Annotated in this window: 14 protein-coding genes and 2 pseudogenes; all 16 read right to left on the reverse strand. The window is 36.8% G+C overall.

Going from position 1 to position 15,893, the window contains the following annotated elements:
- Window positions 1-17 precede the first annotated feature (17 nt).
- Entirely contained in the window at window positions 18-428 is a 411-nt protein-coding gene (locus QM450_RS00560) for a thrombospondin type 3 repeat-containing protein (RefSeq protein ID WP_020998530.1), read from the reverse strand.
- A 764-nt stretch (window positions 429-1,192) separates the two neighbouring features.
- Window positions 1,193-4,006, reverse strand: coding sequence for a phage tail tip lysozyme (locus QM450_RS00565; RefSeq protein WP_414319341.1), 2,814 nt, complete (start codon window positions 4,004-4,006; stop codon window positions 1,193-1,195).
- Between the two features lie 11 nt (window positions 4,007-4,017).
- Window positions 4,018-6,375 (reverse strand): VirB4-like conjugal transfer ATPase, CD1110 family, encoded by a 2,358-nt coding sequence (locus tag QM450_RS00570; protein WP_414319342.1) that lies wholly within the window; start codon window positions 6,373-6,375, stop codon window positions 4,018-4,020.
- Entirely contained in the window at window positions 6,326-6,685 is a 360-nt protein-coding gene (locus QM450_RS00575) for a PrgI family protein (RefSeq protein WP_001097589.1), read from the reverse strand. Before QM450_RS00575 ends, QM450_RS00570 begins: the two co-directional genes overlap by 50 nt.
- Window positions 6,686-6,738: 53 nt before the next feature.
- Window positions 6,739-7,593: a conjugal transfer protein TrbL gene (locus tag QM450_RS00580; RefSeq protein ID WP_001054256.1), complete on the reverse strand. Its 855-nt coding sequence runs from the start codon at window positions 7,591-7,593 to the stop codon at window positions 6,739-6,741.
- A gap of 16 nt (window positions 7,594-7,609) precedes the next feature.
- Window positions 7,610-7,852 (reverse strand): hypothetical protein, encoded by a 243-nt coding sequence (locus QM450_RS00585; RefSeq protein WP_000627865.1) that lies wholly within the window; start codon window positions 7,850-7,852, stop codon window positions 7,610-7,612.
- Between the two features lie 20 nt (window positions 7,853-7,872).
- Window positions 7,873-9,750, reverse strand: coding sequence for a VirD4-like conjugal transfer protein, CD1115 family (locus QM450_RS00590; protein WP_275543570.1), 1,878 nt, complete (start codon window positions 9,748-9,750; stop codon window positions 7,873-7,875).
- Complete coding sequence (locus tag QM450_RS00595) at window positions 9,750-10,238, reverse strand: hypothetical protein (RefSeq protein WP_414319343.1); 489 nt, start codon at window positions 10,236-10,238, stop codon at window positions 9,750-9,752. Before QM450_RS00595 ends, QM450_RS00590 begins: the two co-directional genes overlap by 1 nt.
- Window positions 10,228-10,527: a hypothetical protein gene (locus QM450_RS00600; protein ID WP_003042486.1), complete on the reverse strand. Its 300-nt coding sequence runs from the start codon at window positions 10,525-10,527 to the stop codon at window positions 10,228-10,230. Before QM450_RS00600 ends, QM450_RS00595 begins: the two co-directional genes overlap by 11 nt.
- 282 nt (window positions 10,528-10,809) lie before the next feature.
- A complete protein-coding gene (locus tag QM450_RS00605) occupies window positions 10,810-11,646 on the reverse strand; it encodes a nucleotidyl transferase AbiEii/AbiGii toxin family protein (RefSeq protein WP_000492399.1) in 837 nt (278 codons plus the stop codon).
- Complete coding sequence (locus QM450_RS00610) at window positions 11,646-12,236, reverse strand: type IV toxin-antitoxin system AbiEi family antitoxin domain-containing protein (RefSeq protein WP_414319344.1); 591 nt, start codon at window positions 12,234-12,236, stop codon at window positions 11,646-11,648. The genes QM450_RS00605 and QM450_RS00610 overlap by 1 nt, the downstream gene beginning before the upstream one ends.
- Window positions 12,237-12,377: 141 nt before the next feature.
- Window positions 12,378-12,590 (reverse strand): annotated as a pseudogene (locus QM450_RS00615) (hypothetical protein); the annotation flags it as partial.
- Between the two features lie 80 nt (window positions 12,591-12,670).
- The gene (locus QM450_RS00620; protein ID WP_414319345.1) at window positions 12,671-13,855 is read right to left on the reverse strand and encodes a hypothetical protein; all 1,185 of its coding nucleotides are present in this window, start codon (window positions 13,853-13,855) and stop codon (window positions 12,671-12,673) included.
- Window positions 13,856-13,858: 3 nt separating this feature from the next.
- Window positions 13,859-14,446, reverse strand: a pseudogene (locus tag QM450_RS00625) (ATP-binding cassette domain-containing protein).
- Window positions 14,447-15,063: 617 nt separating this feature from the next.
- Window positions 15,064-15,651, reverse strand: coding sequence for a CPBP family intramembrane glutamic endopeptidase (locus tag QM450_RS00630; RefSeq protein WP_414319346.1), 588 nt, complete (start codon window positions 15,649-15,651; stop codon window positions 15,064-15,066).
- Between the two features lie 2 nt (window positions 15,652-15,653).
- Window positions 15,654-15,887: a hypothetical protein gene (locus QM450_RS00635; RefSeq protein ID WP_000840776.1), complete on the reverse strand. Its 234-nt coding sequence runs from the start codon at window positions 15,885-15,887 to the stop codon at window positions 15,654-15,656.
- Window positions 15,888-15,893: the final 6 nt, after the last annotated feature.

Genomic DNA, 15,893 nt, shown 5'->3' on the forward strand with positions numbered 1-15,893 from the left:
AGAATCACATGATTCCCCTACAACTCTATCTCCATTTCAACCTCTTGAGGACTGATTTCTAAATCACTAGATAAAAGAGAAACGGCATCCGTTCTCATGTAGTAAGTATATAAGTCTTCTAGGTCTTGTTGGTTTTCAATCCCTGTTTCAATACTAATCAGAGCCTGTATAAATTCCTTGTAGTGACTCTCCATCATATCTGAAATCTTTTGTTTCATTTCCATAAATACTGAGGACGGTTCAGTGATACTTGTTTGGTCTATGTCTTGTAAATCCTTTTCTAAGGGATTGGTTCCTTCTTCTATTTCCACTAAATCTGAACGACCATCACCATCAGAATCTGCGCTAAGAGGATTGGTTCCTAGCGCAAATTCTTGAGCGTCAGTCAGTCCATCTTGATCCGAATCACGTTGATAAATGGCTTCCATATACTTCCTTCTTTCCTAGTTAATCTTTTTTCACTCCAATCCTACCAAATATTCCTTGAAAGAAGTATCACAACAAAAAAGAGAACGAGCCAAAACTGCGTTCTCCTGAAAATGATAAAACATTACTATTAAAATAGATTACATGTAAAACTCTAATCAGGCAGAGCCTGCTAACTCATGACAGAAAAAGATGTTTAGCCTATAGTGCTGGCATTAAAAAATCCTCACACATCACGCAAGGAAATCGCTAAATAAAACAGGCTTTGACCATGTCGGGATTAATTGCAGCACATTCCAAGGATCCAGCTTTTTCTTTTTTTTATAATCGAATTTCCCAAAGAGTAAGCAAGATGAAGGCCGTCATTGCTTATGCTCATAAGATTCTCAGAATCATTTACAAACTACTTTCTGCCAAGCATACTTATCAAAAAGAGAAGGGGCTAGGACTGAGGAAACAGTTCTAACGCCAAAACTAAAAAATTTCAATTACACGCTAGTACAGGAATTGATTTTTTACGCTTTCTTACTGTTTTTCAAATAAAAAAGATGACTTACTGAACCTGTAAGCCACCTAATCAGTCGGTTTATTCTGGTGTCTGCCACCGCTTGGCCCGTACGTCCAAGATTGCTATCGGATTTTGTTCTGGTGTCCGCCACCGCTTGGCCCTTATGTCCAAGATTACTATCAGATTGACCATGAGCCGACCACTCATTTATAGACATATTGTATCTTTAAATAGCTACAATTTCAAGTGTAAACTCTTCTATTTGGTCGTATAAGCAAAACTGATGGCACTATCTGCTTGAGAGATTTTTCTAAAGGTATAGTTAGGATTGCCACCATAGTTGGTTTCAGACACAAGGAAAGAACCATCATCATAGACCTTCTCTACAAAAGCCACATGACCATAGCTGGCTGGTGTACCATGTGTACCTCCTACAAAAGAAACAATAGCACCTGCTCTTGGTGTAGAGCCCGTTTCCCCACCAAGACTTGAAGCTGTCGCAACCCAGTCTTGACCATTTCCCATGGTATTAATGATTGAAATCTTTTCTCCATTTCTACCTTTTAATTTTAAGCCTAACTGGTTCATACGAGCCGCAACACCCCATGTACATTGTCCATAAGCATAGGCCATACCATCTCCACCACCAGGAACAGAATGATCATACAAGTCCCCACGAACCCCTTCAAGGGATTGTGGATCACTTTTTGCCTGTCCTCCATTTGTTTGACTAAAGCCTTTTTCAATTTGGTAATACCATTCCGTTGCTCTGGTTTGTCTTTCCAGTAGTTTGTCACCAGAATTTCCCTCCCAATAGGTCAGAAAGAGTTGGGCGAGATTGGCTGCACTGCCTGTATTTTTAAAGAAATCCTTTAACCAACTTTGATAGTAAGGACTATCCCCATGAAGCATAAAATCAAGTTGTAGGTCTAAATCATACCATTTCTTATTTTGGGTGCGTGCATAATTTAACAAGGCTGTATGCCGTGTTGACCCATCTGCGGTATCTGTCCATTGCCCTAAACCTAGACCTCTATGAAGAATATTAGGATAAGCACCACTATAAATGGCTGGACCTCCAATCGCTAACCAGCTTTCATCATCCCATGAGGAATCGGTAGCGCCAACAGGAGGAGATAAATAATCTCCTTCAGCTCGTTTAGGATTAATAGAAGACTCTACCGACCAATTTCCTAAAATTGCCGCAATGGCTTGGGGACTTGCCCCTTGAGATTTCAAAAACTCATAAATATGTTTTGCTCGTTCAAACTCATCCCCACCAAACTGACCAATGGCGGGTAAGATAGTTGTCTGAAGTTGAATGACTTTTGGAAAATAAAATTGCGGATTGACATACACCAATTTTTCTTTCTTGTTCTTATACTTTTGATAGGAAACTTTCAAACCTGTATCGTCTGGTGTCTCACCAATAACATCACCAGTTAAGACCCTTGTCCCCTCAATCGAACGGCCATTATGAATGGAATACAAGGTCAATCGACTCTCATTCTCTCCTTTTCCGTTAGTGAGAATAACATTGTCGCCATCTAGAGATACAACACCATCCATTGGTGAGACAATCGTTTGGTGAGCCTTCGCTTCTAGTAGAATGTACTCCTGAAGGGTAGGTTTTCCGTCTAAATCATAGTATCCATAACGATAAGTCATGGTTAGACTATCTTCGTTGCTTTGTCCCTCAAATGGATTGTCTAATTCCTGCATGGAAGCATACACACCTTCTTCTTTTAATTCCTTTATTTCCTCTTGATCGTCTTTTGATAGTTTATACTTAGGAGTTTCATAAAGGTCTTGCATGGATTTCAAATCATCCCCATCGTTTAAATCATGCCACAAAGTAGATAGATAATCCTTGTAAGTTTCTGAACTAAATAAGTGAACTGGTTTGTGTAACTCATAGTTATGGAATTTAAAGTTCATATACCCCATCACATCATCAACTTTTGTGTAATAGGTAATGCCTTTGTCATTTGTACGAGTATGTTCTGCGTCTTCCCAAGTTAGGTGGGTATAAGCTTTTGTTAATTCAAATTCATCTTGTTGAATCAAACTAGCAGATGAAAAACCTAAAAAGAAGCTCATCATAAGTAAAAGAAGAAAGACTATTCCTCCAACTATCCAGGTTGCAGGATTCCCAGCCGCAAATGTAAAGAAGGAAAAGGCTGCTTTTAGTTTTTGATAGATATTTCGGACACTTGTAAGACCTTGTTTCTTTAATTTTCGATACCGATTTTTAAAGGAACTTGGATTATCTTTCGCTAGTTTCCATCCTTTTCCATCCTTAAAATGATGGTATCGCTCTTTTGTGTTGGTCAGTCTTTTCTTGGTAAAACGACCTGTTGCTTGTCCTGTTTTGACACTAGCTTTTCCAAGATTATAAGAAAGCCGACTGTAGCGTTTCCCTTTTCTAATGGTCTCTTGAAGTGTGCGATAGCCTTCCAAATCTTCATTTTCTGAAGCTAACTCTCCACCTTCACGTCCAAGGACATAAAGAAAAGTTTTGGCTTTCCTACTGACTTTTTTGGACTTATAGGCTTGTTTAGTAAATTTTAGATTCTCTTTTGCGGCCTTGACTTCTTTCTTAGCTTTTAATTCTTCTAAACTCTTCCCTTGAAAGAAAAAATTAGATTTATGTTTCAGTTCCTGACCATAGAGAAATTTTTGATTGGTTATTCTTTCTTTACGACTCTCTTTTCTTTCTTCTTTTGCTTCTACCTTGGCTTCTCTAAATTGCTTCTTGGCTATTTTCAATCGTTTCCTAGCATGAGGCAATCGTCTGTCTCTTAATTCTTTACGATTCAAAAGAGATGGAGGACTATTTTGAAGAATATGATTGTAGTCTTCATTTGCTTGTTTTACTCTCTCCTTTGAAGCTTCTCTCATCTCCTCTAGCTTTCCTTTTATCTCTTTTTTCCATGCTTTTTCATCCAGTACAGCGGAATCTTTTTTCTGTTTCTTCACCTCCTTCTTTCCTTGTTTCAAGAATTTCTTCTCATCTTTTAGGCTTCTTCTAAATGCCTTTCGGGCACGTATGATTTCTCTTTTATCCTTCATTTACCTTCCCCTTAATTAGAAGCCATTTTATCAGGATCTGTACTCATGATATCAAACAATTGTGTACCTTGAGGAATCTTATTTTTAAAGGGAACGACAACTGAACCAGCTTTTATTAGTCCTGCCCCTTTTTCTGGATTGACAAGGTATTTTTCGAGTTCTTTTGACAAGCCTAAGAGTTGAACCAGTTCTTCTCGGTCATTTTTTGCTTGCTTGAGGAGAATCATAAATTCACTATTTGCAATAATCCGTCTACCGTTTGGATCTAACAATAAGGTTTCGACATTTTGGGTTATCCCAGTAGGACTGGCTCCATATTTTCTGACACGACTCCACAATTTAAAGAAGAAGTCACTGGCATATTTATCTAGTAAGAGAAGCTGCATTTCATCAAAATAAATCCAGGTCTTCTTCCCTAATTTTTGGTTCCGAACGACACGATTCCATATCTGATCAAAAACAACCATAAGAGCGATTTGTTTCAGCTCATCTCCTAACTTTTTAACATTATAGATTAAGAAGTTAGATCCTGTCTGAATATTGGTCTTATGAGAAAAAATATCAAGAGAACCTTCGACATACAGTTCCATATCAAGTGCCAAATTCTGCGCTTCTTCTTCTGGTTGTTGACTCAAGACAAAGACCCATTCTTCCAAAGAAGGCTCTTTAAATGACTGATAGGTGAGTCTGGTAACTCGGTCGATAATCGATTTTTCTCTCCCATCCATTTTCCTATCCAATAACTTGCCGATAAAGGATAAAAGAAATTCTGATTTTACCTTTACAGGATCTTCATCCATATTTTCATCAGACAAGTCAAGGACATTGAGATAGGTTTGGGAATCGGGCGCAATATCAATCATTTCTCCACCAAAAGCCCGTCCAATAACACTGTACTCTGCTTCTGGATCCACGATGATAATTTCAGTATTTTCACCAGATTCCTTGATTTTGGTCGTGATAATCTCATGCTTGGTTGCCATCCCTTTCCCAGCTCCAGATGTCCCTAAAATCAGACCAGACGGTGTATTTAATAGGCTGCGATCAATGGTAATAATATTGCTTGAGATTTGATTGATACCGTAATATTTCCCACTACGGTCTTGTAAGTCTACTGAAGTCCAAGGTGAGTTCACTGCTACATTAGATGTTAATAAACTCCGTGATACTCCCTCTAAAAAATCACAACCAAATGGCAGCAAACTATTAAAGGCTGCTTCTTGCATATATGGTAGTTTATCAATCATTAGGTCATTTGAGCCGGCCACTTGTTGAATAGTGTCTAGGGCTTGTTTGAGTTCTTCTTCATCCTGACCAAAAACCCCAATCAAGAAGACCGTTTGAAATAGTTTATCTCCTGTCTCTGTCATGGTTTTTAAGAGTTCCTCAGCTTCATCGATATTGCTTTCTAATACATGACCTACTTTTTCCAAATAGATACCTGTACGAGCAAGTTTTTGTTGTTCCCCAATCTTTTGGGATTCCATCAAGGTCTTCTTTGTTCGTAGTTTCTTCATGGCATCCGCCTTGGTCGAACTTTGAGCATGAAGGCTCACAATCAATTCCAAATCTCCTTGCATGAGGTCTCTGATAAACTGATCTCCTAACTCCATACCGTAGTCTCTGACATAGACAATCTGCAACAAGCGGTCATTGATTTGTAGGTAATTCTTGTTTTTAAAATCTAAGAGATTAGGTGCTATGAAGTGACGAGTTGTCTGACCAGATCTCGTTAAATCACGGTAAGAAAAAGGAAGATGGTGTTCTCCTCTAAGCATATCGGCCAACAAGTTGACACGGTCTTCTCCAGCCAAGGATTCAAATCGTGCATCAATTTCTGAGAAACCACTCTTGAAATATTCTCCTATTTGGGACAAGGAACGATAGGCTTGTTTGGGATTAGAATCCTTTCTACCAAAGCTAATCAGTTTCACAGCTGAAAAATTATTTTCACCACTGTCTAAATTCTGATTCATCATCCGATTCAATTCTTTACGATAGGTATCATATCCATCTTCTTTTTCCTCATACAAAACACTTTGTCTAAACTTTTCTAAATTCAATCTTTTATTAAAGATGGTCAATTGGAAGTTGGTTTGGTCGTCTAAAGAGTTAATCAAATCAGAATACTTCTCAATGATTGAGCCCTTATCTTCTAAACCAACGGTCTGGTAATTGACATCACCAAGTAAATAACTTTGTGAGAAATAATCTTCTTTTACCTGCATCAGACCATTTTGATACAGGGCTTGATAGGAAAGAGTATTAGCCGTAGAGGGTAACACTTCCTCTTTTTTCCCTTTAACTTCTTCCTTTTTATTAGTCATTGAAGTTTTTTGTTTCTTTAATGTATTTGATTTTCTTTTCATGTTCAGGTCCTTTCTTTCCTGTAATTGTGCGTAGGGGAACCGTTAGTTCAAAATGAAGACGGTATTTCAAATAATGTTCAAAATATAAATCATTGGGTTTATAGACTCCAAAAAGCATGAGGGGGATGGTAAAAGCAAACACAAAACCGTAAACAAACCAATCTCCAAATTGCCAGAAAAAGAGATTCAAACCCAAAACAATAATTGTGACAATAAAGGCTGGTAAAACAAAGATGATTTGCCTTGTAGTGAAGCCTAACCAAGCCCTGTGTTGGTATTTTGAGATGTCTTTAAAGACACGTGTATTCATGACTTTCCTTTCTAAAAAGGCTAAGAAGCATTCACTTCCTAGCCTTTATCTAATTACATACCTAAGATTGAGCGAGCCGTACGTTGAGAACCAACGAGGGCAATAATCAGTAAGATAGCTTGTATTAAACTACCAAACATAATCGCAAGTGATTGCAAGACTCCTGCACCATTTGAAACAGCTATTTTCCCAGCAGATTCAAACAAAGGAACAAGAGAGACAATCAGAAAAATAAGAACCCCTTGTACCGCATAGACCATAATATTTTTTAAATAGCCAATACCAATAGACTTCCACTCATCACTTAAAAATGTTGGAATCGTAAGAGGGGCAAATGGAATCATAAGGTAAAGTTGAATAAATCGAATGGATACCAAAAGATTGACCATGGCTGCACTTACTATCCGAACAAGCCAAATGAGGAGGGCGAAAAAGCCTACAATCATCCGGCCAATAAATCCTGAACCTTTTAATCCAGAGATTGTATCATACTTTGCCCCACCGTGAGCCACAATCGAGGCCACTTGTTCAATGGCGTGACTCGCAATCCCGATGATGGCTTCTACAATCACGGTAGTATTGGTAATTACAACTGCGACCATAATATAACTAATCAACATCGGCGCTAATGCTTCAAAGGTCATCGCTCCACCTGAGTTAGCAATCTTCTTTGCCATCTTCGAAAATTCTAAGATGAGAACAACTGATAAAATCGCAACTCCAAGAGGCTGCATGACACTTTTAGTAATACTAGACATATAAGTCCAAACAGTTGGATTGTAGCTAGATAGAGATTTAATCAGATCTACCGTAGATTGTAAATCTACATTAAACCCTTCAAATAAATTTTCAGCTGATATTTTTTCAGATGCAAGGTAAACAAAGGGTGAGACTAAACTAAGATTCATGTCATTGTTTATCCTCCTAAATTGAAATCTGGGTTACAAAGGCTCCAGCAGCCCCTACCATAACTCCACCGACAATTTCAAGAATGGCATTCCGAACACCTGGTCCACCATCTTTAATGTTGGTTGCAAGATTGACAATCCCCACAACAACGAGAAAGGCACCAACTGCAATCAATCCCTTCTGTAACAAAGACATAGCTTGTGCAAACATAGCACTTGCGTCTACTCCATAAACAAAACCTTTAAAATGCGTAATCATCTATTTCCTCTTTTCTATTTTTATTTTAAACTAGATTCAAAAGTTAAATCACGAATTCTAAGGCCTTCAAGATGATTTTCCTGACTTTGATTCAAAGGATTGATCTGATAGTTCCACCACCGTTCATCGCTTTCTTTATTGGCTAGGTATTTCCAGTTTGGATGCTTAATGGAATTGTACTTTTTACTTTTAAAGACAGGCATATTGGCAATTCGAACCAAGCATTCATGTCGTTTCATATTTCCGACTTCATCAGGTGTCATTAAATCACGAGCAATCTTTTGATGAGAAAGGGATCCTGAACCTGTCTGGCCAAAGGAACGACTAGTATTTCGAACATCAATGGTTTGTTTACCGAGTAACCCACTCATAAATTTAAAGGTATCTTCATCATTACCACCTAAGTAGACTAAGCTATCACAGTTCCCCAAAATGGTTTTCCAAGCTTCTTTTTCTTTATAGAGCCCTTGAAGTTGGGCAATATTTTGAAGAATGGGAACGAGACTCATATTTCGAGAACGGACTGTTGAGGTTTGTTCAGCAAAATCTGGGATTTCTCCGATATTTGCGAACTCATCTAAGTAAACTCTCACATGAAGAGGCAATTGACCCTTAAAATCAATATCTGCTTGTCTTGTTAGAGTTTGAAATACGGTTGAAAAAAAGAGGGCTGAAAGAAAGCGAAAGGTACTATCGTTATCTGGGATAACTAAGTAAACCATCGATTTTTCCTGGCCCCATGTCTTCATATCAAGGGTATCTCTTTTGGTCAAATCCATGACACTTTGAATATTGAAGAGGGCAAATTTAGCAGTGGTTACAGCTATAACAGAATCCAGAGTCTTATCCTTATAATTTTGGAAATCTGCCCAATTTCGCATGGTAAAATTTTCAGTTCCATACTTTTTAGCATAATTTTCAAATAGAATTTCTAAGACACTTTTTTCTTGGTTTTCACCCTTGGATAGGTGTTTAATGAGTTTTGAGATTTCAGCAAAACTTGGATAACGCCCTCGTTTTTTTCGCTCTTCCACTTCTTTTTTTTGACGTTTCAACAAGTTTTGGTATTCCTTTTGACTTAAACGACTTTCTTCTATGAGCTTTTCTCTTGTTTTGGGTGGATTATAGAAATCGACCAAGTAGGAGGCTAAAGCTCGTACCAAAGTCATAGAAGCTTCATCCCAAAATGGATCACTACGGGAGCCAGAGCCTTTGGTGTTATTGAAATAAACCGTCAGCATGCGATTCAAATCATTTTCTGTCTCTATATAGCGAAAAGGATTGAAGCCATCTGAGTTCTTCATATTGACTAAATCTAACACCTTTACTTGGTAGCCATGTTCTAAAAAGAGTTTGCCTGTTTTTTCGGCCAAGTGATCTTTAGGATCAACTACAATATTAGAACTATTCATCTGAATAAGATTGGGTTTCACAAAGCGAAATGTCTTCCCACTTCCTGAACCTCCAATCACCGCAATATTCTTATTCCTATCATATTGGGCTGGTTTTTTATCTAATAATGTCAGACGAACATCTTGTGCTAAGATCGTATCATGAGAAAATTCCTTACCGTAAAAGAGCTTCTTTTCTTTTAGAGTTCCAAAACGGGCGCTCCCGTATTCTACCCCTTCTCGGTATTGTTTTTTTCCAGTCTCTAAATAGAGATAAACCAGCAGCATCATCACAAAGCCTAGTAGAAAAAAAGCACTTGATTTTCCAGTAAAAGAAATATTCCATGGCGACTGAAGAACTTCATCTTGACCCTCCATCAGAAGATGAGTCCATTTATTTAAGCTATTTCCAGTATAGGAATCATACAAAAGCGTCAAACGATGAAAAAGATAGCCTAGTAAGATGCCTAACAGTGAGAATAGTAGGAATTTCTTTCCACTGTACATCATCTCACCATCTCTTTCTGTTTGACGGTCCCTTCTTGTCTAAAGGTAATTTGGGATTTAGCCTCATCAATTGCATCGTCTAATGACTTATCCATGGTAAAATCAGCTAATTTCTCCGGATCATTAACCATTTTTTCTAGCAGATGGTCTAAATGATTGTCTAGAATCGAACGGTCTTTCGTGTAGAAATGCAGAGAATCCCCTTGCCAAGCGATGGCTAAAGGAATCTCTTCTTTTTCTAAAAAGGCTTTAAATTTCTCTATATCAATTGGTTTGTCTAAAAAATCTTTTTTCAGATTAATCGTATCAATCGCATAGGGAGATTGTAGCAATTCTTCTAATTTCTGCACACCTATCTTATAGGCGGAATCCTGTGCTAAAGCCTGACGTCTAGACCATTCTAGAATCTTTAAGAGACTTCTTACAGTAAATAAAAGACTACGCTCTGCATATTGAACTGCCATTCGTTCCTGTTGTTCAGAGGACATCTGACGCCTCCTTCTTAACAAATAGCAGTTTTCCTTCTTTATAGCGATAAGCTATCAATTTCTGATGTTGCTTAATCGACTTGACAACCTGCAGTAGATCTCTCGAATAAGGTTCTCGAAGAGTGACTTCTACTGCTTTCCCATCAAAGATACCAACACGTTTAAATTCAATGTAGTCTTTTTTGAGATGTCCTAAGCCCATACCAAAGGGAAAGTGATGAATCAATTGGATGGTACAACCACCTTTATTTCCCATTTGTTTCAAATCATACAAGTTTACTACCTTCATGATTAACTCCTTTATCTAGTTTGTCGCATCGTTTGAGTCTGGTAACGATAAACTCCGTGTCTGTTAGAAAATTCTCACACACGTCTTGTGCCAGTTGCCCTTCACAGGGAAATACTCTCAGTCCCTACTTACACAGGCACGCTAATCAAGACGGAGTGGATTCAATTTTCAAAGAACAGGTAACTTTATTATAGATAAGAGTAGTTGAAATTTTTATCACATTTTTGAGATTGTTGGAATAAAAAAAGCAACTCACTGCTTTACGAATGAGTTACTTTTGCACTAAAATATTTGTTGCATAATTTCCCTAATAACCTGAACAGAGTTATCAAATGAGATATCTTTAGCATACTTAAATTGGCGTTGATAACGAATCCATAGCTCTTTCTGATAATCAGAAATTTCAATTCCTCTCACTTGTTCTTCCCAATTATAAATAGTATCTTTACTTTTACGTTTTTCTGCCGTATTCTCAAGTGCATTTTTTAATACTTCAAGATTAATCTCTTCTTTTCTAAGTTTATACAAGGTGAAAAGATCATATCGATCACGTGGGCGTGTCGAAGCTAATCCCCTACTAATGATCGTTTCTAACTTTTCAGCAAGTACAGTCTCTAGATTATATGTCCATATCTTGATGCTTTCATTAGTAAAGATAGAAGTCATTGAATAAGTAATTTCTCTTGGTGTGATCTTATCACCAGTAGTAATATCAATAAAAACAACCTCCTTTAATGTATCAAAAGTTGCATTTAATTTTAATGAAAATCCTCCATATTCATCATCTTGGCGAATAGGTTCTAGCTTATCTACTGAAAATGAAAATCCATCAGTTTTAGAACAAAGAATCTCTTCAAAGATATGAATCAAATTTTCTCTGCTCATTTCGGTTCCCTTCAGAGTGACATCTAAATCCATTGTGGTTCGCTTATCTAGTCCAATCATTTGACCTATTAGATACCCTCCTTTTACAATGAAGGAATCTCTATAAGAACTAGTAGAAATCAGCTTTAACACTTGCTCAATTAAATAATGTTGTTGTACTTGTTGAGCTGGAATTCCCTTATCTTTTGAAATGTTTTTGATTTTTGCTTTAAAGCTATTCGCATTTGAAAACATTAAGATAGTACCTCCGTATAAGATTGTAACTTATCAGTTACTTTAAATAGCTGGGCATAATAAAATAATTTGTGTAAATGAATTTTATTTTGTTGAAAATATTTTTTAAACGCTGGTGCAATAATTTGAAGATCCACCTGATGAACTGGTCTTAGACATTCAACCAAAACTCGCTCAACTTCATAAACTTTAATAAATTGACCAGGAAGGCGCTCTATTTCAATAATTCCTTCACTATAGTGAGAGCGTAAAATAATAGGACATATATCTGCTTCCTTAATGTTTTTGGTATTCGTACCATAAGGAAAACTCATCGTCATGTTAAAAGGGATAGTCAAAGATAAACCATGTAACCAAAGTGCTGTCTCCAAAGAAAAGATTCCCTTTGGAAATCGATACTGAAGGACAAACCACTCATCTAAATAAATATCAGGTAAGCGATATAACCCTTTTTCTTCAGCATCGATTTTTCCTTCTGCAACCATTTTTAATAGGGTTTTGTAGTGTAAATTTTTATCTATTACTTGTTTAAAAGTTAAAAAACCATACTGATTGAAAGAGTTCATCAGTTTCTCTCTTTTATCAACCATATCATTCTCCTTTCTTAGAAATAAAATGCTAACACCTACTATATATGTTAGCATTTTATTTCTTTTAAATCAATTCATTTAGTTTTTTTATTTCAAAATTAATCCATACGTAAGACAGACCAGCTATTATAAAGAAGAAGTAATCCGATATTCTCTAGATAATCCTAATAGATGAGGAATGGAGGAGTTTGGGACTGATAGAATAATTTCAGGACAGTTCTCCATAACTGTCTGATAAATATATTTGTACTGAGAAACATTTTTCTCAATAGTATTGGCCAAGCAATCCATCTTAACATTGAGAATATCAATCTGTCCATCAAAAGTCTTTAGCCATTCCAAAGTATAAGTCATTTGAATTTTCTCCTAAAAAAGAGAGAATCAAGTTGATTCCCTCTCTATGTTAGTTTTTACTTATTTTCCCTATAGGAAAACTAGAATCTATTAAAAATTTCTTTTTTCTGTGAACTTCCCCATCTTTCGATAAATAAGATCCCCACTAACAAAAGAATTATCGTGCAAGGCAGTAAGACCACCCCCATGCCCCAATTTAGATTGACATTATCAATCTGCTTAGGTAATCTTCCAGACAAAATCTCCACTGAACGCAAGTAAGTAAAGGGAATCAGATGTGCAATCCTCTGAAGAGGCTGAATGGTTTGGATACCAAACAATAAGCCAACTATCCCAATTAAGGAAATAAAGAGGACAGGCATTTTTTGCTTGAAAAAGTAAGCAATTAAATACACAACTTCCACAATGACGATAAAGGCTAAGAAAGCTAAGAACAAGCCAGAAAATAACACATCTTGTATCTTCCCAATAGTTACCTCTTGATTCACTAAGCTATAAATCGGGTAGGGATAATCTAACTGTCCAAAACCACTTATCAGACTTCCCACTAGAAAAGAAAATCCGCTGATTCCGATAAACAGCACAGTTACATAGCCCACTCCAACTCCAAGAGAGGACATGGCAAATGCCACTTTTGAAAAAGGATATAACTGAGCTGTATCCAGATGATTTTGAAACCTTTCTGCAAATAGTTGCGTTAGCATAAAAATAATAGCAACTACAAACAAACTTGGGATGATAGCCTCTAAAATCCAGACAATCTGATCAATCCCGTGGGTCGGAAACTCCAAAGTATGTGCTTTTATGTTCAAGGGATACAGGGCTTGGTAAATCTTTCGTTGGCGGTCAACCGCCATTTTAAAGTCAGAGCTAATAGTCGGGTTATTTGATATCATTTCATAATTCTTCTCTTCATCTTGCCACTGCAAATAGTAGGCTTCTTTCCATCGCCCTTCTTTTAATAAAGTCAGAATTTCTGTCTTTTGAGTCGAAAGATTTTTTTGCGAGTCTAAATTTTCTTTAGCAATCTGGTATTCCTCCGAGCTGGTATCAGATATTTGGGAGAGTTTCTCTTCATAATCATTGATGATTCTCTCATCTTTTACAAGACTGGTTTCCAACTCGCTCTCCAAGCTGTGTGAGTTTGCAGTCCGACTATTTAAATAAAAGGTAACACCGAGTCCAGATACAAATAAAGCTAAGATAATCCAGTTTAAGCGACTTTTGAAAACTTTTTTCAATAAAAATAGACTAACATCTTTCATAAACTAAACCTCTTCTATTTGCCCCTGATGAATGGTTACTACTCTATCGCAGACATCAAGCAACTCTTCCTTATAGTGGGAACTTAAAAGAACCAGCTGTTCTTATCTATCGATTTGTGCTAGCCTATCAAAAAACTTCTGTCGATAATACTCATCTAAGCCATTTGTAATCTCATCCATGAGCCAACATTTGGCCTGACTGAGGAAATACATGGCAATCACCAAGCGTTGCTTCATGCCTAAGGAATACTTGCGAATGGGAAGGCTGATATAGTCAGACATTTCCCAGTAGGCAATTTCATCCCTCAAGTTCAGACCTGACTTCCAGATGTTTTTGATAAGGCGAAGATAGTCCATCCCACTTAAGTTTCCATCCAGCCATTCAACACTTTCATAATAAAATAAAGAAGGAGGGGCTGCGATATTTCCACTACTTATAGGAATTAAATTGCTAATGGCGCGGAACAGGGTCGTCTTTCCAGAACCATTGATAGCAAGAAGACCATAAATTCTACCTTTTTTAAAGGTGAAATCCGCATCTTGTAAGATGACTTGTCGCGTTTTTAAGGTCACATGAGTAAGAGTTATCATATACAGTCCTCCTTTTTCTCACTCTTTAGAGATTAATAACCTACGCTGTAGTAGATTATGATCTCATAACGATATAAATTCCGTCAGAACCAACTTTATATTTCATAATGAGATCACGACGAGATGTTAATATAGCTATGTCTGTGGTAATTCATACTAGACTTATAGTAGGTGTTACAATCATACCGATAACTTTTAGTGACTATCACAACAGATACACTGGATTGAAAAGACCAATTGATAATAAACTAGCCAATATAACAACTTTTGCTAATTTTTCATGGTTTTCACTTCACTAATATATTTACTTCCGAAAGCGCTTTAATTTTACCATTTTTTTATTTGTTATGCAATAGTTTGTTTGATTCAAAAAGTTTCACACTAAACGCTAGCAACTGAAATTTACTCTAAGACGACTCTGTTTAGAGCTATTTGTCGTGCACCTTTTTCTGAGTCTTTTCGCTTTTGAACCCTTATATATCAAGAAAAAGAAAACCAGTGGAAGTTAGTCTAAGACGAATTTCCACTGATTTCACGCGTTTTTCTCATACTAAAAGCTAGGATGTGGGAAACTGGAAGTTAGTTTTAGAAGTTACCTAAAAATCAGGTCACCTATTTTAAAAAAGCTGCAAACTATAAACTAGTAGGTTCCACACCAAATGTAGCCCCATACTGCCCCATAAGTCCGATTTATAGCGCACTATCCCTAAAAACATTCCCAATGAAACATACAAACACCAAGCTAGAATGGTTCCTGGATGATGTACTAAGGCAAATAAAACACTTGTCAAAGCAACTCGAATATCTAATTTTCTAACCAAGTTCCATAAAATTTCTCGATACAAAAATTCTTCAACCATACTCGCATTGATTAAGAACAATAAAAATGAAAACCAAGGAACTTGATGTTGAAGCCCAATTAAGTTTGCTTGATTCGTGCTTCCTTGAGCATGAATCAGACTAAAACATAGACTTATAATCAGTAGGCTAACGAATCCAATACCAAGCCATTTCATCCTAGTTTTCATATTGACCTTGACCACTTGTTTTCGTTTACCATACATCCATAAAAAAGAAATAAGCGACGCTCCATAGAGAATCTGTAGTATAGTTAACTCACCGATACAAAGAAATTTCAGTAAGTATAAGGATACCAATAGGACATTTACTTGTTGGAATATATAAACTGGAATTATTCTTTTCATAGTTACCTCCGAAATAAATCTTCATAATCTAAATCTAATACCTGCACAATCCTTTCTACCCATGGACTTTGAGGCATTCGTTGTTCCATCTTATAGTGGCGAATTTTTTGATACAGACGATTCAATTCACTTGGATAGTGAAACTCTCCCGCAAACATTTTTCTGGTTAACTCAATCCAGCTGATATTTCTTTCAGCCAAAATAATGGACAAGTTCTCCCAAAATCGTTCAGCCATATTGTT

It is taken from the genome of Streptococcus infantis (assembly GCF_047464615.1).
GTDB lineage: Bacteria > Bacillota > Bacilli > Lactobacillales > Streptococcaceae > Streptococcus > Streptococcus infantis_Y.

Coding starts and splice junctions, on each gene's coding strand:
- QM450_RS00590 (WP_275543570.1), bottom strand. CDS start 9,750: ATGTACAGTGGAAAGAAATTCCTACTATTCTCACTGTTAGGCATCTTA.
- QM450_RS00620 (WP_414319345.1), bottom strand. CDS start 13,855: ATGAAAGATGTTAGTCTATTTTTATTGAAAAAAGTTTTCAAAAGTCGC.
- QM450_RS00570 (WP_414319342.1), bottom strand. CDS start 6,375: ATGAAAAGAAAATCAAATACATTAAAGAAACAAAAAACTTCAATGACT.
- QM450_RS00630 (WP_414319346.1), bottom strand. CDS start 15,651: ATGAAAAGAATAATTCCAGTTTATATATTCCAACAAGTAAATGTCCTA.
- QM450_RS00605 (WP_000492399.1), bottom strand. CDS start 11,646: ATGTTTTCAAATGCGAATAGCTTTAAAGCAAAAATCAAAAACATTTCA.
- QM450_RS00575 (WP_001097589.1), bottom strand. CDS start 6,685: ATGAATACACGTGTCTTTAAAGACATCTCAAAATACCAACACAGGGCT.
- QM450_RS00635 (WP_000840776.1), bottom strand. CDS start 15,887: ATGGCTGAACGATTTTGGGAGAACTTGTCCATTATTTTGGCTGAAAGA.
- QM450_RS00595 (WP_414319343.1), bottom strand. CDS start 10,238: ATGTCCTCTGAACAACAGGAACGAATGGCAGTTCAATATGCAGAGCGT.
- QM450_RS00565 (WP_414319341.1), bottom strand. CDS start 4,006: ATGAAGGATAAAAGAGAAATCATACGTGCCCGAAAGGCATTTAGAAGA.
- QM450_RS00600 (WP_003042486.1), bottom strand. CDS start 10,527: ATGAAGGTAGTAAACTTGTATGATTTGAAACAAATGGGAAATAAAGGT.
- QM450_RS00580 (WP_001054256.1), bottom strand. CDS start 7,593: ATGAATCTTAGTTTAGTCTCACCCTTTGTTTACCTTGCATCTGAAAAA.
- QM450_RS00560 (WP_020998530.1), bottom strand. CDS start 428: ATGGAAGCCATTTATCAACGTGATTCGGATCAAGATGGACTGACTGAC.
- QM450_RS00610 (WP_414319344.1), bottom strand. CDS start 12,236: ATGGTTGATAAAAGAGAGAAACTGATGAACTCTTTCAATCAGTATGGT.
- QM450_RS00585 (WP_000627865.1), bottom strand. CDS start 7,852: ATGATTACGCATTTTAAAGGTTTTGTTTATGGAGTAGACGCAAGTGCT.